25 protein-coding genes are annotated in these 22,233 nt (G+C 31.0%); 11 read left to right on the top strand and 14 right to left on the bottom strand.

Features of this window, described 5'->3' with window-relative positions; translation table 11 throughout:
* The first annotated feature begins 1 nt into the window (after position 1).
* From era to CVO_RS03030, 10 genes are all read left to right on the top strand, one after another.
* Complete coding sequence (gene era, locus CVO_RS03075) at positions 2–880, top strand: GTPase Era (protein WP_152299620.1); 879 nt, start codon at positions 2–4, stop codon at positions 878–880.
* A gap of 721 nt (positions 881–1,601) precedes the next feature.
* On the top strand, positions 1,602–2,894 hold the full coding sequence (locus tag CVO_RS03070; RefSeq protein WP_241691001.1) for a hypothetical protein: 1,293 nt from the start codon (positions 1,602–1,604) through the stop codon (positions 2,892–2,894).
* Positions 2,891–3,529: a type 4a pilus biogenesis protein PilO gene (locus CVO_RS03065; RefSeq protein WP_152299622.1), complete on the top strand. Its 639-nt coding sequence runs from the start codon at positions 2,891–2,893 to the stop codon at positions 3,527–3,529. The genes CVO_RS03070 and CVO_RS03065 overlap by 4 nt, the downstream gene beginning before the upstream one ends.
* On the top strand, positions 3,529–3,990 hold the full coding sequence (locus CVO_RS03060; protein WP_159569932.1) for a hypothetical protein: 462 nt from the start codon (positions 3,529–3,531) through the stop codon (positions 3,988–3,990). The genes CVO_RS03065 and CVO_RS03060 overlap by 1 nt, the downstream gene beginning before the upstream one ends.
* A gap of 9 nt (positions 3,991–3,999) precedes the next feature.
* A complete protein-coding gene (locus CVO_RS03055) occupies positions 4,000–5,526 on the top strand; it encodes a pilus (MSHA type) biogenesis protein MshL (protein ID WP_159569930.1) in 1,527 nt (508 codons plus the stop codon).
* Complete coding sequence (locus CVO_RS03050) at positions 5,523–6,338, top strand: ATP-binding protein (protein ID WP_159569928.1); 816 nt, start codon at positions 5,523–5,525, stop codon at positions 6,336–6,338. Before CVO_RS03055 ends, CVO_RS03050 begins: the two co-directional genes overlap by 4 nt.
* Positions 6,331–7,197 carry a CDC27 family protein gene (locus CVO_RS03045; protein ID WP_241691000.1) on the top strand — a complete coding sequence of 289 codons (867 nt, stop codon included), beginning with the start codon at positions 6,331–6,333 and terminating at the stop codon, positions 7,195–7,197. The genes CVO_RS03050 and CVO_RS03045 overlap by 8 nt, the downstream gene beginning before the upstream one ends.
* Entirely contained in the window at positions 7,194–7,739 is a 546-nt protein-coding gene (locus tag CVO_RS03040) for a hypothetical protein (protein WP_159569926.1), read from the top strand. The genes CVO_RS03045 and CVO_RS03040 overlap by 4 nt, the downstream gene beginning before the upstream one ends.
* Before the next feature lie 13 nt (positions 7,740–7,752).
* Positions 7,753–9,486: a GspE/PulE family protein gene (locus CVO_RS03035; protein WP_159569924.1), complete on the top strand. Its 1,734-nt coding sequence runs from the start codon at positions 7,753–7,755 to the stop codon at positions 9,484–9,486.
* Positions 9,486–10,733 (top strand): type II secretion system F family protein, encoded by a 1,248-nt coding sequence (locus CVO_RS03030; RefSeq protein ID WP_152299629.1) that lies wholly within the window; start codon positions 9,486–9,488, stop codon positions 10,731–10,733. The genes CVO_RS03035 and CVO_RS03030 overlap by 1 nt, the downstream gene beginning before the upstream one ends.
* Before the next feature lie 99 nt (positions 10,734–10,832).
* On the opposite strand, the gene CVO_RS03025 is transcribed toward CVO_RS03030, so the two are convergent.
* Positions 10,833–11,543, bottom strand: coding sequence for a YebC/PmpR family DNA-binding transcriptional regulator (locus CVO_RS03025; RefSeq protein ID WP_159569922.1), 711 nt, complete (start codon positions 11,541–11,543; stop codon positions 10,833–10,835).
* Between the two features lie 98 nt (positions 11,544–11,641).
* On the opposite strand from CVO_RS03025, the gene CVO_RS03020 reads away from it, so the two are divergent.
* Positions 11,642–12,133 (top strand): hypothetical protein, encoded by a 492-nt coding sequence (locus tag CVO_RS03020; RefSeq protein ID WP_152299631.1) that lies wholly within the window; start codon positions 11,642–11,644, stop codon positions 12,131–12,133.
* Here CVO_RS03020 and CVO_RS03015 read toward each other — a convergent pair.
* The 13 genes from CVO_RS03015 to atpD form a co-directional block, all read right to left on the bottom strand.
* A complete protein-coding gene (locus tag CVO_RS03015) occupies positions 12,123–12,881 on the bottom strand; it encodes a tRNA 2-thiocytidine biosynthesis TtcA family protein (RefSeq protein WP_152299632.1) in 759 nt (252 codons plus the stop codon). The genes CVO_RS03020 and CVO_RS03015 overlap by 11 nt on opposite strands.
* Before the next feature lie 2 nt (positions 12,882–12,883).
* On the bottom strand, positions 12,884–13,576 hold the full coding sequence (locus CVO_RS03010) for a 5'-methylthioadenosine/adenosylhomocysteine nucleosidase (protein ID WP_159569920.1): 693 nt from the start codon (positions 13,574–13,576) through the stop codon (positions 12,884–12,886).
* 11 nt (positions 13,577–13,587) lie between these two features.
* Positions 13,588–14,526 carry an ACP S-malonyltransferase gene (fabD, locus tag CVO_RS03005; RefSeq protein ID WP_159569918.1) on the bottom strand — a complete coding sequence of 313 codons (939 nt, stop codon included), beginning with the start codon at positions 14,524–14,526 and terminating at the stop codon, positions 13,588–13,590.
* A gap of 10 nt (positions 14,527–14,536) precedes the next feature.
* On the bottom strand, positions 14,537–15,346 hold the full coding sequence (locus tag CVO_RS03000) for a helix-turn-helix domain-containing protein (RefSeq protein WP_241690999.1): 810 nt from the start codon (positions 15,344–15,346) through the stop codon (positions 14,537–14,539).
* Positions 15,276–15,788: an FKBP-type peptidyl-prolyl cis-trans isomerase gene (locus tag CVO_RS02995; protein ID WP_159569916.1), complete on the bottom strand. Its 513-nt coding sequence runs from the start codon at positions 15,786–15,788 to the stop codon at positions 15,276–15,278. Before CVO_RS02995 ends, CVO_RS03000 begins: the two co-directional genes overlap by 71 nt.
* Before the next feature lie 69 nt (positions 15,789–15,857).
* Positions 15,858–16,799: a tetratricopeptide repeat protein gene (locus tag CVO_RS02990; RefSeq protein WP_159569914.1), complete on the bottom strand. Its 942-nt coding sequence runs from the start codon at positions 16,797–16,799 to the stop codon at positions 15,858–15,860.
* Between the two features lie 3 nt (positions 16,800–16,802).
* Positions 16,803–17,378, bottom strand: a complete 576-nt coding sequence (locus tag CVO_RS02985) for an OmpA family protein (RefSeq protein ID WP_159569912.1) — start codon at positions 17,376–17,378, stop codon at positions 16,803–16,805.
* Between the two features lie 72 nt (positions 17,379–17,450).
* A complete protein-coding gene (tolB, locus tag CVO_RS02980; RefSeq protein ID WP_241690998.1) occupies positions 17,451–18,701 on the bottom strand; it encodes a Tol-Pal system protein TolB in 1,251 nt (416 codons plus the stop codon).
* A 2-nt stretch (positions 18,702–18,703) separates the two neighbouring features.
* Entirely contained in the window at positions 18,704–19,468 is a 765-nt protein-coding gene (locus CVO_RS02975; RefSeq protein ID WP_159569910.1) for a TonB C-terminal domain-containing protein, read from the bottom strand.
* Positions 19,461–19,853: an ExbD/TolR family protein gene (locus tag CVO_RS02970; RefSeq protein WP_152299640.1), complete on the bottom strand. Its 393-nt coding sequence runs from the start codon at positions 19,851–19,853 to the stop codon at positions 19,461–19,463. Before CVO_RS02970 ends, CVO_RS02975 begins: the two co-directional genes overlap by 8 nt.
* Before the next feature lie 4 nt (positions 19,854–19,857).
* Positions 19,858–20,424 carry a MotA/TolQ/ExbB proton channel family protein gene (locus CVO_RS02965; protein WP_152299641.1) on the bottom strand — a complete coding sequence of 189 codons (567 nt, stop codon included), beginning with the start codon at positions 20,422–20,424 and terminating at the stop codon, positions 19,858–19,860.
* A gap of 3 nt (positions 20,425–20,427) precedes the next feature.
* Entirely contained in the window at positions 20,428–20,820 is a 393-nt protein-coding gene (gene atpC / locus CVO_RS02960) for an ATP synthase F1 subunit epsilon (RefSeq protein WP_152299642.1), read from the bottom strand.
* A gap of 16 nt (positions 20,821–20,836) precedes the next feature.
* Positions 20,837–22,231 (bottom strand): F0F1 ATP synthase subunit beta, encoded by a 1,395-nt coding sequence (gene atpD, locus CVO_RS02955; RefSeq protein WP_152299643.1) that lies wholly within the window; start codon positions 22,229–22,231, stop codon positions 20,837–20,839.
* Positions 22,232–22,233 lie beyond the last annotated feature (2 nt).

Here is a 22,233-nt window from a genome sequence, read left to right as displayed (position 1 = left end):
TATGACAAAAGCAGGTTTCGTCTCCTTAATCGGTCGTCCAAATGCTGGAAAAAGCACACTTATGAATTCGCTACTGGGCGAAAACATTGCAATGGTTAGCCAAAAGGCAAATGCAACTAGAAAAAGATCAAATGCAATAGTAATGCATAAAGATACACAAATCATCTTTGTTGATACTCCAGGATTGCATGAGAGAGAGAAAATACTAAATCAGTTTATGCTTGATGAAGCACTTAAGGCTATGGGAGATTGTGACCTTATAGTCTATCTTGCCCCAGTTACTGACAGCATTGAAAATTATGAAAAATTTTTAAAACTAAATAATTCAAAAATCAAACATATTATAGTATTAAGTAAAATAGATCAGGTTTCACAAGAGAAACTTTTTAAAAAAATAGCGCAGTACAACCAGTTTTCAGATTATTTTGAAGCTCTTATTCCAATGGCAGTACCAAAAAAAATCGGTCATCAGGATCTGCTCGAAACTATCTCGAAACTTTTACCCAAATCCCCTTTTCTTTATGATCCTGAAGATTTGACAAGCGAATTGGTAAGAGATATATATGCCGGTTTTATAAGAGAGGGTATATTTCAAAATGTTAGTGATGAGATACCGTATGAGTCTGATGTTATAATTGACAAAATTTATGAAGATAAAAATATAGACAAAATTATTGCTACTATCATTATAGAAAAAGAGTCTCAAAAAGGTATTATAATTGGTAAAGGCGGCGAATCAATCAAGAGAATCGGAAAATATTCCAGAGAAAAAATAGAAGCTCTAAGTGGCAAAAAAGTCTATCTTGATCTGCAGGTTGTTGTAAAAAAAGGCTGGACAAAAGATAAATCATTTTTAAAAGAGATTGGTTATATCTCATAAAATAGCTATTACAAAAAAAAGTAAAATTTATTTTCCTATATTACGATAGAAAATAGCAGAAAACATATAGTTAAATGAACAAAAACAACAATATTTATTTAAAATTTTAAATAAAAAAAATTTTTTAAGCTTTCTTCAGATAAAATCAAAGAGTAAAGTAATTAAGTTCTCTGATTTATGAAGAGTATTGATAGTAAAGTTAAAGTTTTATTACACAAAGTAACGATTCTTAAACTACAATATTTAAAAAAAAGAGTAAAATATTTACAAAATATTCGAGATTATTGTAAAAAGAATTAAAGCTTTTTTAAATAAACTTCAAATACTATTGTAAACAATGATGTAACATTGCTAAAGAAAATGATTATCATGTAGATTAATTAAATTTACAAGATTTAGTTTTATAAAAATAATAAATTTTGCACTTTAGTTAAAATTTATTTTAAACAGGATCATGAAAATGAGTAAAAAAGAAAAACACTCTTTCTCCAGCGTACTTTCTATTAACCCTTACAAGGGTACATATGTAAGTTCAATTTCAAATTTTTTAAATAAAATCACATCACCGACATAGAATAAAGAGCAGTATGTTGTCTCATACCTAAACACAAAAAGTTTTATCAATAGTCATATTTCTGTAAGTAAAAATATTCCAGATGATGATCTATATGATGCTATTTATAATAAAGCATACGATGAGCTTGGTCTTGATCAAGCTATTATGTATCAAATAGAATATATTGAAACTTTTAACAATTTAGATGAAGAAAACAGAAACTTTCATGTATTTATAATAGATCCGGCTGTAATAGATGATGTATTTAAAAATGTAGTTGAAAAAGTAAAATATATAGACTATATTATACCGTCTCCTCTTCTATTAAAATCTCTTTATTCTAAAGAGATTATAGAGAGCAGCGGTGTCCACTGTTTTATATATTTTCAAGAAAACGACACTTTTATTACTATATATAATGAGAAAAATTTTATATATACTAAATCTATAAATTACTCATTTTTACAAATGCACGAAAGATTTTGTGAATTGCATGGGGAGATGATTGAGTATGAAGACTTTATCAATTTTCTTAAAAATGAAGATCTTAAAACTACTGAAAGTGTCTATAAAACAGATGTAATTAGGCTATATAAAGAGATATTTACAAATATCAATGACATTTTAACATATGTAAAAAGAGCTTTAGATATAAATAAAATAGATTGTATCTACATAGATTCGCAACTTGCATCTGTAACTAAACTAGATGAGATATCAGAAGTTGAACTTAGTATTAAAAGTAATAATTTTAATTTTGACTATGGATTTGAGAAGAGTGAAAATAATATTGATCATCTTCATTCTCTTATGCATCTTTATACTACTCTTTCTGAAAAAGAGAGATATGAGTGTAATTTCACTACATATCATCGTCCTCCAAAATTCATAAAGAGAGAAAGCGGTCGTGCTATTTTACTTAGTGCTGCTGCTCTTGTGCTTGCTTTTTTGTATCCTGCAACATACTGGACACTTACATATGCGCAATCACTCCAGTACAAACTTCTTGAAGAGGAGTATAAAAATGTTCACAACATTAAAGTTACAAGAGAAGCTACTATAAAAAGCAGAGAAGCTGAAAAAGAAAAAGTTTCAAAATTACTAGCTCAGGAAGAACAAGAATATATTGAGAAGAAAAACACACTTATAAAAATTCACGATGTTAAAGTAAATTATCCTATGAAAGCTGGTTTGATATATACATTTACAAAAGATTTAAATAGATACGATGTTAGATTGGAATCTGCTTTTTATACAGAATCAAATAAGTATAATAAAGATGATAAAACAAAAGAGTTGAAGCTTAAACTAGTCTCTTCTAATGATAAAAAAATAACTGACCTAATTAAATATTTAACAAAAATTTATGAGGGTAAATTCTATTTTTGGATAGATGAAATATCATATGAAGAAAAAACAAAATTATATTTTGGTGAATTAAAGGTGAATTTATTATGAGTTTTAAATTAATGATAGAAAATACCTTACAAAGAATTGATAATTTTTTTAAGGAAAAATCTCAAAAAGATGTTTATATGATATATATTATCATAGTTGCTATTTTGTTTTTTTTGGCTTATCCGTTTTATGATTCATCAGTTAATGAATTTAATAGCGCGAAAAAAAAAGTTGAAGATATTACAAAAAAAATAGATTCTGACAAAATTTATTTAAAAATAAACACAGAAGAAAAAGTCGCTAAACTTGTTCAAGAAATTAAAAATCTTGAAAATGAATTGTTGGTTCAAAAAGACAACAATAAATATATAAAAGAGAAGATAGAAACTATATATTCACTTATCTATGATGAAATTGCGTGGGGTGAGTATCTTAATTCTATATCTGTAAATGCAAAAGAGCACAATGTAAAAATAATTAACTTTGAAGAGAGTTATCCAAAAAACGAAACATCAACTTTTGGTCATGTTTTGGATGTTGAACTCAAAGTTAAGGGAAATTACTTGAATACAGTTAAGTTTATCAATTCACTTGAAAAAAGTGAATTAGTTGTTGATGTTCATGATTTAAGCATTAAAGCACAGAATGAGCTGAGTACAGATTTAAATATTTCAATTTGGGGGATTACTTACTAATGAAAACATTATTAATAATATTACTTACAGTTTTTTTAAGCAGCCTCCTTTATGCTACAGAACTAGAGTGGGTAGATGAACAAATAGAAGCAATCAAACCTCCAAGAAAAGGAGTTACAGTTGTGAAAGTAAAAGATCCTTTTATATTTTTAGACAAAAGCAAACCTGAAGTAAAAAAAGGAGCTAAAACTTCTTCAGTAGCTCGAAGAACAGTTTCGTCTTCAAAAGCTGTTGCTGTAGCTACTTCGGAAAAAAGCATTAAAAAAGACACTTTTGTTTTAAGTGCTATTGTCAATTCATCTGCTATGATTGACGGTAACTGGTATAAAAAGAATGAGAATATCAGCAATTATACAATTACTGATATTGACAAAACTTCGGTAACTTTAAAAAAAGGTGATAAGAAACTTATCTTATCAACAATTAGCAGAAATTCAAATTTAAAATTCAAAAATAAGTAGGGCAGATTTATGAAACTTATAAAAACAACAATGTACTCGACTCTTTTAACACTTTTGTTATCAGTTAATACTTTAGCTGATTGTTCTTACGAACTCTTTAGCATTAGTTCCACAAAAAACACTAAGATAATAGATTTTATAGAACAGCTTAGTGATGAGTGTGAATTTAGCATTATTGTCACTGATCCGACTGCTCAAGAGTTTTTAAATACCAATTTAAATAAAACAAATCTAAACAACCTAACGATTAATGAAGTTTTAGAGCTTATACTGAAAGAGAATAATCTTACATATACTCTTGAAAATAATATTTTAAAAATTTCATATCTTGAAACTAAGATGTTTAGTATAGACTATATTCTTTCACAAAGAAAAAGTGAATCTAAAACAGATATAACTCTCTCATCAGAAGGTGCTGGCGTTTCTTCTGGAATTACAACTACAACAGCAAACACAGAAGTAGGTGGAGGCAGTGCAGGTAAATCAGGTATGAAAATAGACAGTTCAGATGAAGTGATGTTTTGGCATCAACTAGATTTAGAATTTCAAAAAGTTCTTAACAGACCTCAAGATATCTACAAAGCAGAGCCTCCTATTATAAATAAAAATGCCGGTATTATTACGGTTACTGCAACAACTAAACAGATGCAAAGGTTTGAAAAATACCTTAAAAATCTTCAAGACAAAGTACAGCTTCAAGTCTTAATAGATGTTCAGCTACTGTCTGTAACTTTAAATGAAGGAAAAACAACAGGTGTTGACTGGAGCCAGCTATATGCTCTTCAAGATATTGATGTAAGCTTTGGAACAGGCACAGGTACAGGCAATACACAGGATAGTTTTATTACACTCAACAGCTCAAGCGGAATAAAATTAAATGAAGTTATTAAATTTCTTAAAACTCAAGGTGAAGTAAATTCTATATCTAACCCAAAAGTTTTAACTCTAAATAATCAAGCAGCTCTAATAACAGCCGGAACTGAATATTTTTACAAAATAGTAAGTACTGAAATATTGGCAGGCGGAACAACCGGAACTCAAAGTGAAAGTGAAGATGTTTTATCAGTTTTTGCCGGAGTTTTACTAGATATTACTCCAGAAATTTCTGGCGATCATATGATAACACTAAAAATAAACCCTTCTCTATCTGAAACAGCTTCAGATATATCTAGTATCCCTGGAGAAGACAGAACAATGCCGCCGGATCTTACTCGCCGTCAGCTCTCCTCTGTTGTAACTGTAAAAGATGGTAATCGTATTATTTTAGGTGGTCTTATCAACACAAATGTTGAAAACAATGTAAACAAAGTTCCTTTACTCGGAGATATTCCTCTTTTAAACTATCTGTTTAAATATGAGGATAAACAAAAAACTGTTCATGAGCTTATTATTGTTATAGAACCGCATATTATTCGTAAAGAAGAGAATGATTTATCTTTATCAGACTTAGGTTATCAAGGCCTGTCAGAGAAAATCTTACTTAATGCAGAAGATGCAATTACCGCTACTACTGATAGTGCAAAAGAAGAAAATTGAAAACAAGTATCTATAAAAACGCAAGGGATGTTTTTTTAGATACTGTTGATGCTAAAGATTACATCCAGCTTGAAAGAATCTCTATGATTTACCAGGCATTAAAGGACTCAATAGCTAAACCTCTAAAAATGGTGCTTTTATATGGAAGACCTGGTACTGGAAAAAGTATGTTTCTCTCAAGACTTCACCAAGACCTTGTCTCTGAACAAAAAGTTTATCTATATAAAACACCTATTTTAGATGAAAGTGAATTTTTTAAAACACTTGCTCAGGATTTATATGACATTAAATATGATGGTGAATTGAATTTTACACAATTTATGAAAGTTGTTGAAAATAGAGAAGTTGGAGCAAATATTATGCCAATCATAATGTTAGATGAAGCTCAACTCTACTCAACTTTTATGATGGAAAAGATAAGACTGCTCTCTGACACAAGAAAAGTAAAATTTGTTATTGCTCTTCATAAAACAGAAAAAGAGGATTTAATTGCAAAAGAGCATTTTCAAACTAGAATTTGGGAAAGTATCAAGCTTGAAAATGCTTCACCCTCAGAATTGAAAATTTACATTCAAAAAAAACTTATGAAAGTAAATTGCCTGGATGTTGCAAGTATGTTTAATCAAAAATCAGTTAATTTGATTCATAAATTAACAAATGGAAATTATAGAGACACAAATAAACTAGTATATACATTATTTGATATATACATGCATTATGAAAATAATAATTATAAAAAAATAAAAGGAAATGAGATTTCGAAAAAAATTATAGAGATGTCTGCTATTCATACAGGACTTATTAATGCTTAATATTGATGATTTAGAAATCAGACATAAAAAATATAAACAAAAAAAAATCATTCCTTACTTTACAATAACTGCGAGTATAATTATTGTTAGCTCTTCTATCGCTTTTTTTACTTTATACAATTTTAATTCTAATATAGAGAAAAAAAATATTATAAAATCAACAATTGATAAAAAAGAAAATATAATATTACAAAATACAAAAGCAGAACCTGCCAAAAAAGAGGAAAAAATAATAGAACAAGAAAAAATGGCGGAACCTGCTAAGATAGAAGAAGAGATCATAGCGCAAGAGCCAAAACTTATTAAAGAAGAAAGCTTGCAAAAACAAGAAAAGGTTATGCTCTCTCCATCATTAAAATTTATAGACAATATAAAAGCAGAAAAAGAAACATATTCTAAAAATATAAGCAATAATATTGATACAAAAAAAGAGATAAAAAAAGTTAGTGAAGAGAAAAAAACGGCACTCCCTGTAGAAGAGCCTGCAGTGGAAGAAGTTAAAGAATCTTTGCAAAATGTTAATCAAAAAAGTTCTATTTCTATAACAAGAAATGATGATGAAAAAGATATTCAAGATGTTATAAAAAGGTTTAATATAAATCACAATCCTGCCCTAAGCCTTTTTGTTGCAAAAAAGTATTATCAATTAGGAGACTATGAACAAGCGTATAACTATGCTTTGGCAACAAATGAATTAAATAACAATATTGAAGCAAGCTGGATAATTTTTTCAAAATCATTAGTAAAACTAGATAAAAAAGATATGGCAATAGATACACTTAGAAAATACATAAACTACTCTAATTCATCACAAGCAAAGCAGCTTCTAGATGAAATCTTATCAGGAAAATTTAAATGAAAATACTACTGTTAATACTATTTATAACAATAAATTTATATGGAAATATAAAACAAAAAATGTTAAGTCAATATCAAGATAAAGAGTATAAAGAGGCGTGCAATCTTGGTTTTAATCATTTTAGCGAATATTCAAGAGATGAAGAGTATATCTCTTTATATGCTTTTTCATGTTTAAATGCTGATTATATAGATCGCCTGTCTGTTCCTATAGCAAAATTAAAATATTCTCAAGAATCACGCTTTAATGCTGCCTATTTTTCTATTATTTTAATGCAAAAAAAGCTTCTCTATCATGCAATGTTAGATAATTATGATATATCATCTCTAAATTTACCCTCAACAGATCATGTTTTATCAAAAGTTTTTGATTTATATAGTAAACTTAAAAAAGATGAACTTAAAGATGTTTATATTTTTGAAGATGAAAATGACAATCAATTAAAATATAAGCTTTATCTTTTAAAAGATGATAAAATAGATAAAATGATTATTGAAGAGTTTTATAACTCTATTAGCGTTAAAAAACATATTTATTGGTAGGGGAAGAGGCATTATGGATAGAATAACATCTGATCTATTAGCTAATGGCTCTATAATGAAGAGTCAAGTTGACAGACTGATCGCAAAAGGCTTAAATTCAAATTTAATTCTTAGAGATATTACCTTATCTGGATTTATGACAATGGATAGGCTTGTTCGTTTTATTGTCGATAAAATTCAAAGCGGTGAGTATCCTTTATCAATTATTGATAATTATGACTATATTCAAGAAAAAGATGTGTTAGCAAAACTTGCAGAAAAACAGAATCTTATGTTTCTTGATTTAGATTCAATAGATATGGATTATAGAATTATGGAGAAAGCATCACTTTCTCAATTAAAAAAATACAATGCTCTTCCAATATCAGAAGATGATTTAAGCATTACAATAGCTTTTTGCGATCCTCTTGATATTGAAGCTCAAGAAGCTGTACAGAGACTTTTTCCAAATAAACCAATTAAAACAGTAGTTGCAACTAAAAAACAGATTCAATCATACCTTACTAAGGTAGAATTAAAAGATAGTGTAAAAGGCTTAGTGAAAAAAATCAAAGATGAATTAAATTCTATAAGTTCTCTAGATCAAAAACAAGAAGCTTCTTCCATTTTACTTTTAATTGATGTTATTTTAAAAGCTTGCATTAAAAATAGAGCGAGTGATGTACATATTGAGCCGACAGAAAAAAATTGTGTTGTTCGTACCCGTATCGATGGTAAATTGATAGAAATTTTTATATTTGAAAAAGATATATATCCTCCGCTTGCTTCAAGACTAAAACTCCTCTCAAATCTTGATATAGCAGAAAAAAGAAAACCTCAAGACGGTCGTTTTTCTACAACAATCGGATCAAAAGAGTATGATTTTCGTGTATCTACTCTTCCCATAATTTACGGCGAGTCTATTGTTATGAGAATCCTTGACAAACAAAAAGCACTTGTAAAACTAGAAGAAGCAGGTATGGATAGTTTAAGTTACGAAAAATTTACAAAGGCACTTAAAAGTCCTTATGGCATCATATTGGTAACCGGTCCTACAGGTAGCGGTAAAACGACAACACTATATGGAGCACTAAATGAACTTAGAAATGTTGAAGACAAGCTTATTACGGTTGAAGATCCTGTAGAGTATAAGATGAATCTTATTCAACAGGTACAGGTAAACCCTAAAATAGGTCTTACTTTTGCTGCAGCTCTTAGATCTATACTAAGACAAGATCCGGATAAAATAATGATTGGTGAAATTCGTGATTCAGAAACACTTGAAATTGCTATTAAAGCTGCACTAACGGGCCACCTGGTAATTTCTACACTCCATACGAATGATTCTATTAGTGCTATAACTCGTATGGTAGATATGGGAGTTCCTTCTTATTTGATAAGCGGCTCATTAGTTGCAATACAGGCTCAAAGACTTGTTAGAAAAATATGCCCGCATTGTAAAATAGAGGAAAAAGTTCCAGCAAATACTTTAGAGGAGTTACACCAATTTATACCTGAAAATAGTAAATTTTATATTGGAGCAGGTTGCAAAGAGTGCAATGGAACTGGATATTTGGGAAGAGAGATGATTTGTGAAGTTTTAACTGTTAATGAAAAAATGACATCTCTTATTGCTAAGAATGCCTCAATTGAGACTTTACATGCCCAAGCAGTAGAAGATGGATTTGTTGGGCTATTTGAAAATGGAATCGATAAAGCTCTTGAAGGTATTACAAGTTTAGAAGAAATTTTAAGGGTGGCAAAATAATGAAATACTTTGTAGCAACTATCCTCACTAAGGGTAAAAAAGAACAAATAGGAATGTATGCCGAGAACAGAAAACATGCTAGTGAGCTTACAAAATTAAAATATCCAGGAATTATTCTTAAAATTTCTGAAGAAGAAGAGCCGCTAGAGAAGCAATTTGAAAGATTTAAAACAAACTTGTTAAGCAATGTAAAAAAACGAAAAATAAAGCCCGATGCATTAATAGCTTCTATTAGACAATTAGCTGTTATGACAAATGCAGGGATATCAATTTATGATTCTCTTAATGAAATTGCAAAATCTACACAAGATAAAAATTTAAAATTAGTTTTTAATAAATTGGCAGAGGATATAAATTCTGGTTATTCCTTGTCAAAATCTATGAAAAATTTCCAATTTGAGCTAGGAAATTTAACTATCGCGATGGTTCAACTTGGTGAAAAAACAGGTAACCTTGATGATTCGTTGTATTCGCTTGCTAATATGCTTGAAGAAATTCGTGCAAATTATATCAAATTTAAAAAAGCAATGGCATATCCAAGAAATGTTATGATTGCAATGGCAATTGCTTTTACAATTCTAATATCTTATGTTGTTCCTCAATTTAAAGTTATTTTTGAAGAGTTGCATGCTCAATTACCACTGCCTACGCTGATTTTACTAGAGCTTGAAAATATTTTCAACAATTATGGGCTTTATGTATTGGCTGCTTTAATTATAGGTCTTATTATTTTTAAATATCTAATAAACAACTATGAAGATATTAGGTATAACTGGCATAAACTTTTGTTAAAAACATATCTCATTAAGGATATTATTATTTATGCTACACTTAGCCGATTTACACTTGTTTTCTCAGAGTTAGTCCGTGCCGGTATTCCCATTGCAGAAGCTCTAGATACTTCTATATCAATGTTAGAAAATCTTCCTCTAAAAAAGAAACTTGCATCCGTCAGAATATCTGTTGAAAAAGGTACATCTCTGCATGAAGGTTTAGAAGAAACACAATTATTTGAAAATATGATTATTCAAATGATTAGTGCCGGTGAAGACAGTGGTACTTTAGACTCTATGGTAAGTAAAGTAGCTGAGTATTATAAAATGAAATTTGATGCTATTATTGATGGTCTTAATGAGGCGATAGAGCCAGTAATGCTGCTAATTCTCGCTGCTATGGTTCTTTTACTTGCTCTTGGTATATTTTTACCAATGTGGGATTTGGGAAATGCTGTCCAAGGAAGAGGGTAAAGAGTAAATATAAAATTATATTTACTCTGCTTTATCAAATATTCAATTTTTGATAATTTAATTTTTATATTGTTATAAAATTATTATTTGCAAATTTCATTACGCTATGTTTGTAAATATTTTTTGAACATCCTCGTCATCTTCAAGTTTATCTAAAATTCTATCTATTTCAGCCTGCTCTTTTTCCGTAATTGTAATTGGCGAGTTTGGCATTCTTTCTAAATTTGCTTTTGTAATTTCAATACCCATATTTTCCAAAGCGCTATTTAATGCACCAAAGCTTGTATAATCTCCTGTAACTATAACAACACCGTCTTCTGCTTCTATCTCTTCTAATCCGGCATCAATTAACTCTAATTCCAACTCCTCCAAATCCATATCATCTTTTAAAGGAAATTCTATTAAAGCTTTTCTATCAAACATAAACTCCAAAGATCCTTTTGTAAGCATTTCACCACCATTTTTAGTAAGTATATTTTTAACATTTGCAACTGTTCTGGTATTATTATCAGTCATACACTCAATAAAAAGCTGTACCCCGTGTGGAAGTTTACCTTCAAAACTTACTTCCAACATACTTGCCGTATCTTTTGCCGTTGCTCTTTTAATTGCTGCCTCTATATTATCTTTTGGCATATTTTCAGCTTTGGCATTAAGAATTGCTGTACGAAGTCTAGGATTCATATCAGGATCTGTTCCGCCCTCTTTTGCAGCCAAGGTAATTATTTTTCCTAATTTCGGAAACAGTTTTGACATTGCTCCCCATCTTTTTAGTTTTGATGCTTTTCTATATTCAAAAGCTCTACCCATCAATTCTCCTTTATTATTTATAATATACTTTGTGTAATTACACTCATTTTAAAAATCAAAAATGTATAATAGCATATTAGACTATATGGGGTATTTAAATGCAGCTAGCTTTTAAGATTAAACACTATCTTTTCAATGCATTTCGTGAATTATTTGTTTATAATCATAGTTCTTTAGAGTTTCGTGCGAAACTTTTTGCATTAATTCTCTCTGCAAATGAAAATGCAAAAATAGACGACTATTCAATTATAAAAAAGATAGGTATGAAAATATATAAAAATGATGAAGAGAGAGCAGATCTTTTAGTGCTAAATACAAAAGAACTTATTGAAAAAGTAAAAGAAAACAATGGCTTAGATATAGACACACTTGTATTAAATATTCAAAAAGATCTAAAACTTATGCCAAGATATGCTAAAAAAATAGATATTGACTCGCTCAAAGAACTGCTTAATCTTTCACATGATGGAGATGTTATCTCTTATCAAGAAAATATGATAGAGTTTTTACAAACACTAAAAGTAGAAACACTACATGAGAAAAGAGTGCAGATTGCTAAAGATGAAGAGAATATAGAGTCTAAATATTAAACTTCTCTTTATCAAAAAAACTCTCAACTGATATATTTTTAAATGCTGCATTTAAACTGGTAAAAAATGAAGGGAAATCTTTTTCCATCTTTGCTAACATCTCTTTAGTATTTGCTCTAGCATATGGCATTTTTACATCAAAACGCATAGAAGGACATGCTTCATCGCCAATAGTAGGAATACTATTATCATCTGCAAATGCTCTTAATTGGCGCTCTCTCATCTGAATCAGCGGACGAATAACTATTAAGCCGTTATCTGCTTTATATTTTGGCGCAAGTGAGCGCAACTGCCCATTGTAAATAAAATTCATAAAAAAACTCTCTGCAGCATCATCCATATGATGACCAAGAGCTACTTTATTACATCCATGTACCTGTGCAGCACTATAAAGAGAACCTCTTCTCATACGAGAGAAAAAACTGCAAAAAGATGAATTTTTTCTAATCTTCTCTTCTGCTAAATTATAAATTTGCGTATCATGTATTGTGTGAGGAATTTCATATTCTTGGCAATGTGCAATAAGATTATCAAAATTTTCACCCATCCCGTAAGAGACAGTTACTGCAATAAATTCAAATTTGAATGGTGCTCGGCGCTGCTGTTCTTTTAGCGCATGTACCATAGTAAGCGAATCTTTGCCACCGCTTAATCCTACTAAAATCTTGTCACCCTCTTCTATAAGATTAAACTCTGCATTTGTTTTGCCAAGCTTACTCATTATTTTTTTAGAAATCTTTATAGACATAACTACTCTACTATCCTGTCTACCATTTTCATCACAAACTCAGCACTCTCTTTTGCACTCGTTTCTAAAAATGTATCAAAACTAAAGCTTGCATCCATATCTGCAGCATCACTGATTGAGCGAAGAATAAAAAACGGTATATTTAGAGCGTCACATACAACAGCAACGCTTCCTCCCTCCATCTCTAAAGCATCTGCGCCAAATGTTGTTCCTATCCAATTTTTTCTCTTTTCGTCGGCAACAAATTGATCTCCGGTTGCAATGATGCCCTCTTGTACGCTTTTACCCATGCTTGCAGCAACTTCTTTGCTTATCTCTATCATCTCTTTATCTGTCTCTACAAAAACGGCTCCCTCGGGAACATAGCCATATGGATGACCAAATGCCGTAATGTCTAAATCATGTTGAGCAAGTTTTATAGCAACAATTAAATCGCCGACTTTTAAGGTGGGAGATATTGCCCCTGCAACTCCTGAAAACAGAAGTTTTGTAGCTCCAAAATGCTCGATCATGGTTGTAGCAGTAAGTGTCGAGAAAACCTTCCCTATCTTAGAGTACGCTATCACAAGTCGAACACCTCTGTATGTTGCCTCATAATATCTATTTCCGGCATACTCTACTGTTTTGTACGAACCGACCTTTTCAAGTATTGGGGCAATCTCTTCAGGCATTGCTCCCATGATAGCAATTTTCATCTACTCTCCTCTTAATTACAAATTTCTTTTACTACTTTATCTAAAGTTTCCATATCAAAAACATTTAATGTTTCCAAATCTTTAGCTATTCTTTTATTTAGTCCTTTTAATGTTGAACCGTTGCCAAATTCTATTGCAATATCAACACTATCAGCAATTGCAAGAATAGAGTGTTTGTATTTCACAGGTTTTATAAGCTGCTCTTTAAGAAGTGAAACTGCATCTTTTTTTGTGGAGTATGGAGAAGTGGTAACATTTGAGATTACAGGAGCTTCGAAATTATCTTCAATCATGCCTTCCATTAAACTTGCAAGAGGTAATTGAGCAGAAGATAAAAGTTCACAGTGGCTTGCTACAGACATATTAAGAAGCAGTGCTCTTTTTGCACCTGCATTTTTAAATGTTTGTTCAAGTGATTGTAAATCAGCTTTCATACCTGCAACAACCAACTGTCCGTCTTGATTATAATTTGCCGGCCAAACCTTTTTACCTTGACTTAAAGCTTCTGCACAAACTTTTTCAACACTTGCATCATCAAGTCCGACTATAGCCATCATTCCTGCTTCTATATCACTGCAAGCATCCTGCATTAGCTGCCCGCGTCTATGAACAAGTTCAACAGCATCAACATAATCAATCGCACCACTTGCACAAAGAGCCGAAAATTCACCCAGTGAGTGTCCTAAAAACAGCTCAGCTTTTAAATCGGGACATTTCTCCTTAAACAGACGATAAGCTATCATCTGCACTAAAAGAATTGCAGGCTGCGTATAAGCAGTTTGTCCTAGCATATCATTCTCTTCAAATAATAAATTTTCAAAGTTTACACCAATTCTTTCACCCGCTTTTTCAAACATCTCTTTTGCCATATCTGAATTCTCATAAAAATTCTTTCCCATTCCCAAAGATTGAGAACCTTGTCCTGCAAAAATCATTGCTATTTTTTTCATTTTATACCCTTTATAAATATTTTTGATTTTCAGCTATTTTTTTTCTAAGTGTGTTTCTGTTTAAACCTAGTTTTTCAGAAAGCTGCAACTGTGATTTAAATCTCTGTAATCCTGCTTTAATTATTGGAACTTCATACAGATGTAAAAAATTTTTATAATCATTATTAGAACCTAACTTATCCGTTAGATAGTTTTGAATAATAGTCATCAATTCATTTTCATTTATATCTTGCAAAAGATAACTTATCATCACCTGTCTTCTTAAAGAGTGTGAATTTTGACTCAAGTCTGGCTTAAAATTTTTAATCTTAAACTCATCTTTTGCATAAAACAAAAGAGCTGCTTCTTTTATAAATGTTTTTACTAATATATTAACATCTTCAGGTCTCTCTGACAAAGATGGTATATTAAATTTTACACTAAAGTATTTATCGACATTTTCATTATGATATAAATTTTTTGCTGTTGCTACAACTTTTATATTTTGACTATCTAAAATCTCTAAAATTTTGTTTATATTTGGTGAATTTTCTAAATTTGTAATAATTATCTCTTTAACACTATTTAAAGCTATTAAGAGTTCATTATAGTTAGATGCTTCCAATATCGGAGCATCCGGAAGTATATAGCGAGCTAAAGTTTTTTTTCCAACACCTGATTCTCCGGTTATAAGAGAATTTACATTTAATGTTTTTAAAAGAGTGGCAGTTTTAAATGCTTGCGCTGAAGAAGCGGAAGCAGTTATATAACTAGCATCCACAACCAGCGCCAGCACCTGTGCCGCAACAGCTCTCTTGCTGATTTTCAGCCGGAATTCCACTTGCTATTTCTTCAGCAGATGCTTCTCTAATATTATTGATTGATACAGTAAAAGCCAAATCTTTGCCTGCTAGTGGGTGATTAAAATCAATAATAACACTTTCACTTCCTATCTCTTGAACAACAACTTGAATAGTTCCTCCATCTTCACCTTGACCATAAAGAGTCATACCAACTTCTAGATCTATTCCTGCGAATTGATCCTTTGGAACTTCTTGCTTAGCTTCATCATTATGTTCACCATATGCATCCTCTGCTTTTACTAATACATCAGTTTTTTCACCTATTGACATATTTGCGATTGCATTTTCTAATCCCGGAATAATTTGACCTCTTCCAAACATAAATACTAACGGCTCAGCGCCAACATTACTATCTACAATTTTTTCTCCATCGCGGACTTCATATTCTATTGATACAACTTGATTTGTTTCTATTGCCATTATAGGTACCTTTTAATTTTTTGAGATTTTATCATAATATAATATCAATTACAAATTTATTGATATCTATCATTTAATTAAATTTAATTTATCTTCTGCTTTTTTTGCATATGTTGTTTCGGGATATTGTTGAATTACAGCATTATAAAAATTTTTTGCATTATTTTTATCACCTGTTTCATCCATAGAAATTGCTGTATGGAGCATTAAAAGAGGCATATAATCAGCTTTATCATAAAGAGAGGCACTTTTTTTAAAATATGCTATTGCTTCAGCATAATTTTTTTTATAATAATAGATCTCTCCTATCATATAGTGAGAGCGAGCAGGTTTATAATTATTATCTATAAGATATTTGTAGTATTTTATAGATTCAGTATAATGTTTTTTGTCATAAAGGTCTTTTGCTTTTGTTTCAATTTCTCCATTTGACATACCATCATATAAAGATTTTTTTGGCTCTATTTGCTTTTTTAACTCTTTTGCAACAAGATCTTTAAATTTATTGACATCATTTACTAGCGCATTAAATTCAGATTTTGTAATATAGGACTCATTTATAGAATCAACAATTTTAGAAATTTCTGCAATTTGTAATTTTATTTTTTCTATCTCTTGTTTATTTATTATTATATTATCGCTATTTTCTTGAAAAAATTTTGTTACTCTTTGATCATACTCATTACTATTTTTTTTCTGAATTTCATTTTCATCAAATAATGACTTTATTTGAAGTCTGTTTTCATGTGTTGATGAATTTATACTTTCAATAATAGTCTGCAAGCCATCTATTCTCTCTCTTAAAGAATCAACTTCGTTTGCTTGATTATTACTTTTTATAACAACTTTATTAAGATCTTTTTTTGTTTCTAGTAAAACAGATTCTGTTGAAGTCAAACCATAAGGGTTTGGATTATTTAAGTCGCCGGCGCCAAACGCAGAAGGTTCAGCACCGGTTAAATAGTAAGGAGAGATTATTGCCAGTAAAGCAATTAATTTAGTTCTTTTCATTAATTATGGTAAAAGTTTAAAGTCAACTCTTCGATTTTTAGCCCAGCACTCTTTTGTTTTGTCATTACAAACAGGATTGCTTTCACCAAAACTCACCATTGTAACGCGATTAGCATCAACACCTTCAGCAACTAAAGCTTTTTTAACTGAATTTGCTCTTTTTAAACCTAGTGCAAAATTATACTCGTCACTTCCCCACTCATCACAGTTACCTTCAAGTTTTACCAAAAACTTTTCAGCTTTCCCATTTGCGATAGCTACATCAGAAGAAACTCTATCTTGCATATCTTCACGAATGTTAAATTTATCAAAGTCAAAATATATACTCAACAGTTCATTTTCTAGATTCATCATAGCTTGAGCACTTAACGCATTTTTACTGCTCTCATCTAAAACTGAAGCCTCACTTGATGATACTGTTTCTGTTTCAACAGCAGAAACCTCTTGAGCAGAATCCCCTTGCATTTGTTCCTGAGAAACACTGTCAACTGTCGACTCATCAACTTTAGGATCTTTGTCGCCACATCCACTTAATACTAAAAGTGCTGCTATTGCACTTGATACTATTATACTTTTCATGTTTTTCAACCTTCAATTTTAATTGTCATAATTGTAGCAAAATAAAATTAATATATTTTTATAATTTTACTATTACCAATCCATTGACTGTACTTTTCCATATTTTAAAGGGAAAAGATAATTTTTATTATGATTTAATCTTATGATACCTATAGAACTTTGAGCCTTATAATTTTTGATAAAAATTATTGCATCTCCATCTACAGAAAATCTTGGAAATTCATTTACACCAACTGCCGTCAATCTTCGAATAAAATCAGTTTCCATAGATATTAAATGCAAATTAAATGTATTGTCTGCAAATGATTCTGAACTCTCTCTTGCTTTATACACTATATATTTTCCTGAAACACTGCATGCTGCATTACTTTTTCCATAATAGACCATTTGCTCAACACTGCTTGTATTAATATTTTTAGAAAAAATATTTGGATATCCTAAACGGTCTGATACAAACACTATGCTATTGTTGCCCATAAACTGACCGCCGACATCGATTCCACCGTAAGTTGTAACTCTTTTTATATTTTCTGTTTTAACATCGTACAAATAGATATCAGGCTGACCTTGTGGAGCCATTGTCAAAAGAAGCTTGCTGCCGTCATCATTAACATCCGAACAGATCATCATTCCATCAGATGATTTTATAACTCTACTTTTCGCGCTTGTTATATCGACATATTTTAAAGTAGGTTTATTTTCATCCACAGAACTGTAGTAAAATGCGCTCTGCTCTTTATTTGCCCACTTTGGAAATATATTAAACCCGCCTTTTACTACTACATGCTGATATGCAAGTGTATAATCAGCAATAACTAATTCACTTTTTTTAGGTCCAACAATTCTTGAAAAAATAACTTTTCTTTTCATCCACTCTACCGGCGCTTCGCCCATAAACTCATTTATATCATACGCAATTGTGTGAGAGACAAACATATATATGTTAGAATTATTTACTTTATATTTTTTATTAAAAACAACATTATCTCCGCTTATCATTTTAAGCTCTACGCTTAATGCAAGATTGTCATCTTCGCTTAGCTTATATCTTAAAACATAATTCATGTCTTTATTTTCTACCAATACGCTGCTTGCATCATAATTAACTCTGCGGTGATATCTGTCTACATTAAATATAGAAAGAACATTTAAATCAGCTAAAAGTGATTTGAAAAATTTATTTTTAAAAGTTTCATCATAACTAACAGAAGAGTCTTCAATAGCCAAAGTAGGCAAAGAATCAGCTTTTTTAATAACCTCAATTGTTGCATCACTTGCATATGATATAGCAATTGCCATCAAAAATGAAATAAAAATTTTCAAAACTACTCCTTAGAAATTAATTTTACTTTGTGTAAGCTAGAACGACCGCTGGGATTTTCTGGAAAAAGCACATTAAGAAGTCTCTCTTTTATATTATCACACTCTCCATTGAGTGCTTCATTATCAGAATATGTTAAGATTCTAAAATCTATAACTTTACCCATAGAACTAAGTTCAATAACAGCAGTTACACTATTGCCCTGTGAATTTTCAGGCGGTTTAAAATATTGATATACTAAAGCTTGAATTTTAGCTAAATATTCATTAACTTCTGTAGCAGTAGAAGCTTTTGAATTTTCATTTTCTCTCTTTGTAGTATCCATGCTCATAATCTTTTGGGATATTGATTCAGCTCTATTGGAATCAGATTTTTTAATCTTTTTTTGAATCTCATCTAAAACTCTTTTGTCATTTGTAGGTTTTTTAATTTCTTGAGTTTTCTTGATATCCTTAGTCCACACTTGACTAAAAAGATCTTCAACATTTCTTACTTTTTTTTCTTCTACTTTTGTACTCTCTTTTGGAGCTTCATCTTTTACAACTATTTTTTTATCAATTTCTTTAGGAGACTCTACATTTTTTTTAATACTGGAAGTTTCAATCTTTGGCATATCTATTGATACTGAAATATAATTATCTTTTTTTATAGCAAAGCTATCATTTTTTTTTGAAAGGATAATAGATATGACAAAAAGAGTTGAAAAAAATATAAATAAGAGCAGTGATATAAAACCACTAATATAAAAGTAAAAATTGTTTTTATCCATTAGTAGCTAATGATACCTCGGTAAAACCTGCCTGTTTAACAGCAGCCAGAACAGACATAACGACACCGTAATCCAAACTTTTATCTGCACTGATAAGTACAGTTGCTTTTAAATCAAGTTTTTTTGAATAGAGAAAAAAATTATCTAAAAATGCATTAAGCTGATAATTGTCTTTATTGACTTTCAGATTTAAATCTTTATCTATTGTAATATGAACAGGTGGAATTTTAGATAGTGATTTAGTTTTTGAGCTTTGAGGAAGATTTATCTTCTCTTCATATATCATATTTGGTGCGATTACCATCATAATTGCTAAAAGAACCAACATTACATCTACAAGAGGAGTAATGTTCAGTTCAGGTTTTTCTTCCCAATTATAAGCCATTTTTTCACACTTTTTTAGCTATGATTGCATCACTTTGCATCTCGATAAAGCTAATAAGTTCAAATGATTTTCTCTTAAGTATTTGATGATAAGTATATGCAAAAATAGCAACAAATATACCTGCTGCAGTTGCGACAAGTGCATCAGAAACTCCGCCGGCTATCACAGACATACCACCGCTGCTTTGTCCAATATGCGTAAATGTATCTAAAATTGAAACAACAGTTCCAAAAAGACCTATAAAAGGAGTAGTAGAAGCAAATACGGAAAGTATAGATAAACCTTTTGTAGCATCTTTTGTCGCTGCTAGTTTAGCTAAATCTAAAATATTTTTTGTGATATTTGAATTAGTTTTTAAAAAATTACTTAAAAAAGATTGAGAATCAACACTGTTGGCTCCCATAAGAAGACCCTCAAGAGATCTGTTTTCTATTTCAAACCAACTATTAAGAGAGAAGTATCGATAGAAAAAAACCCAATTTAGCACTATGAAATATAGTGCTAAAAGAGCTAAAACACCCAAAGTTACCGGGTGACTTTTAAGATAAAAATCTATTAATTCGTTAATCATTATTTATAATAAACTCTGAGCTGCTGATTCTATTCTGGCAGTAACAGAGGCAATGGCAGGATTATTGTCTTTAATAGATTCAATAAGTTCCTTAGCATCACCAAGAGCTTTTGCAACTGCACTTTCAGTCTCACCACGAATCGCTACAGCACCCTCAACTAATACAATAACTTTTTCTTCATCAACCTGAACTACGCCCCAGTTGATTAGAATTGATTCGACTGATTTATCCTCTTTCTCTATATCAATTACACCTGCTTCAAGCAGTGTAGTTAAACAAGAGTGTTGTGCTAGAACTCCAAACTCGCCCTCTTCACCCGGAAGAGTTACACTAAGGGCTTCACCATTATAGATTACACCGTTAGGAGTCAGGATTTCAAGTTTTAACTTATCCATGTCAGTCCTTTATGAATTACTTCATTTTTTCAGCTTTTTCAATCGCCTCATCTATACCACCAACCATGTAGAAAGAACCTTCTGGCATATGGTCACATTCACCATTAAGAATCATTTTAAATCCTTTAATAGTGTCAGCTAAAGAAACATACTTACCTGGCGAACCTGTAAATACTTCAGCAACGAAAAATGGTTGTGATAAGAACTTCTCAATTTTACGAGCGCGTTCAACAACATTTTTATCCTCTTCACTAAGCTCATCCATACCAAGAATCGCGATAATATCTTGCAAATCTTTATATTTTTGAAGTGTTTGCTGCACACCGCGAGCTACACTGTAGTGTTCTTCGCCTAAAATCTGCGGATCAAGTAATCTTGAAGATGAATCCAATGGATCAACTGCAGGATAGATACCCTTTTCAGCAATTTTACGGTTAAGAACTGTTGTTGCATCCAAGTGAGCAAAAACAGAAGCCGGAGCCGGGTCAGTTAAGTCATCTGCAGGAACATAAACTGCTTGAACAGAAGTAATTGAACCATTCTTTGTTGATGTAATACGATCTTGTAAAGCACCCATCTCACGAGCTAAAGTTGGTTGATAACCAACCGCTGAAGGGATACGACCAAGAAGTGCAGACATCTCTGAACCTGATTGTGCAAAACGGAAGATATTATCAACAAACATCAATACATCAAGACCTTTTTCATCTCTAAAGTACTCAGCCATTGTAAGACCTGTTAATGCAATACGATTTCTTGCTCCCGGAGGCTCACTCATTTGACCATAGCAGAGTGCAACTTTATCAAGTACATTTGAGTCTTTCATCTCATGGTAAAGGTCATTTCCTTCACGAGTTCTCTCACCAACACCTGCAAATACAGATAGACCTTCGTGACCCATTGCAACATTATGAATAAGCTCCATAATAATAACTGTTTTACCAACACCTGCACCACCGAACAGTCCAACTTTACCACCTTTTGAGTACGGTGCTAAAAGATCAACAACTTTAATACCAGTCTCAAACATCTCTGTAGTAGTTGATTGTTCAACCAATTTTGGAGGTTCACGGTGGATTGACCACATAGGAGAATCTGTAACTTGTTCACCATCATCAATAGTTTCACCAATTACATTGAAAATACGCCCAAGAACTTTTTCACCAACAGGAACTTTAATAGGAGCACCTGTAGCTTTTGCGTCCATACCACGAACTAAACCTTCACTCATATCCATTGCAATCGTTCTAACACGACCATCACCTAGGTGCGCTGCAACTTCAAGTACTAAACGAGTTACATTGCCCTCTAAATTAATATTAACTTCGATTGCTTCATTAATTATCGGAAGATATCCATCAAAATCAACATCAACAATCGGACCCATAACCTGGCTTATTTTACCAATCATAT

Origin of the sequence: Sulfurimonas sp. CVO, assembly GCF_009883775.1 — a bacterium.
Lineage (GTDB): Bacteria > Campylobacterota > Campylobacteria > Campylobacterales > Sulfurimonadaceae > Sulfurimonas > Sulfurimonas xiamenensis.
Note: the sequence above shows the minus strand (reverse complement) of the source record. Positions and strands in the feature narration are given on the sequence as shown.

Excerpts from the sequence above, each read along its gene's own strand:
- CVO_RS02965 (WP_152299641.1), bottom strand. The coding sequence starts at position 20,424 with ATGATTAACGAATTAATAGATTTTTATCTTAAAAGTCACCCGGTAACT.
- CVO_RS02985 (WP_159569912.1), bottom strand. The coding sequence starts at position 17,378 with ATGAAAAGTATAATAGTATCAAGTGCAATAGCAGCACTTTTAGTATTA.
- atpD (WP_152299643.1), bottom strand. The coding sequence starts at position 22,231 with ATGATTGGTAAAATAAGCCAGGTTATGGGTCCGATTGTTGATGTTGAT.
- CVO_RS02975 (WP_159569910.1), bottom strand. The coding sequence starts at position 19,468 with ATGGATAAAAACAATTTTTACTTTTATATTAGTGGTTTTATATCACTG.
- CVO_RS03030 (WP_152299629.1), top strand. The coding sequence starts at position 9,486 with ATGAAATACTTTGTAGCAACTATCCTCACTAAGGGTAAAAAAGAACAA.
- CVO_RS03020 (WP_152299631.1), top strand. The coding sequence starts at position 11,642 with ATGCAGCTAGCTTTTAAGATTAAACACTATCTTTTCAATGCATTTCGT.
- fabD (WP_159569918.1), bottom strand. The coding sequence starts at position 14,526 with ATGAAAAAAATAGCAATGATTTTTGCAGGACAAGGTTCTCAATCTTTG.
- CVO_RS03070 (WP_241691001.1), top strand. The coding sequence starts at position 1,602 with ATGTATCAAATAGAATATATTGAAACTTTTAACAATTTAGATGAAGAA.
- CVO_RS03035 (WP_159569924.1), top strand. The coding sequence starts at position 7,753 with ATGGATAGAATAACATCTGATCTATTAGCTAATGGCTCTATAATGAAG.
- CVO_RS03025 (WP_159569922.1), bottom strand. The coding sequence starts at position 11,543 with ATGGGTAGAGCTTTTGAATATAGAAAAGCATCAAAACTAAAAAGATGG.
- atpC (WP_152299642.1), bottom strand. The coding sequence starts at position 20,820 with ATGGATAAGTTAAAACTTGAAATCCTGACTCCTAACGGTGTAATCTAT.
- CVO_RS03010 (WP_159569920.1), bottom strand. The coding sequence starts at position 13,576 with ATGAAAATTGCTATCATGGGAGCAATGCCTGAAGAGATTGCCCCAATA.
- CVO_RS03045 (WP_241691000.1), top strand. The coding sequence starts at position 6,331 with ATGCTTAATATTGATGATTTAGAAATCAGACATAAAAAATATAAACAA.
- CVO_RS03065 (WP_152299622.1), top strand. The coding sequence starts at position 2,891 with ATGAGTTTTAAATTAATGATAGAAAATACCTTACAAAGAATTGATAAT.
- CVO_RS03015 (WP_152299632.1), bottom strand. The coding sequence starts at position 12,881 with ATGTCTATAAAGATTTCTAAAAAAATAATGAGTAAGCTTGGCAAAACA.
- CVO_RS02990 (WP_159569914.1), bottom strand. The coding sequence starts at position 16,799 with ATGAAAAGAACTAAATTAATTGCTTTACTGGCAATAATCTCTCCTTAC.
- CVO_RS02970 (WP_152299640.1), bottom strand. The coding sequence starts at position 19,853 with ATGGCTTATAATTGGGAAGAAAAACCTGAACTGAACATTACTCCTCTT.
- CVO_RS03060 (WP_159569932.1), top strand. The coding sequence starts at position 3,529 with ATGAAAACATTATTAATAATATTACTTACAGTTTTTTTAAGCAGCCTC.
- CVO_RS03040 (WP_159569926.1), top strand. The coding sequence starts at position 7,194 with ATGAAAATACTACTGTTAATACTATTTATAACAATAAATTTATATGGA.
- CVO_RS02995 (WP_159569916.1), bottom strand. The coding sequence starts at position 15,788 with ATGGCAATAGAAACAAATCAAGTTGTATCAATAGAATATGAAGTCCGC.
- CVO_RS03055 (WP_159569930.1), top strand. The coding sequence starts at position 4,000 with ATGAAACTTATAAAAACAACAATGTACTCGACTCTTTTAACACTTTTG.
- era (WP_152299620.1), top strand. The coding sequence starts at position 2 with ATGACAAAAGCAGGTTTCGTCTCCTTAATCGGTCGTCCAAATGCTGGA.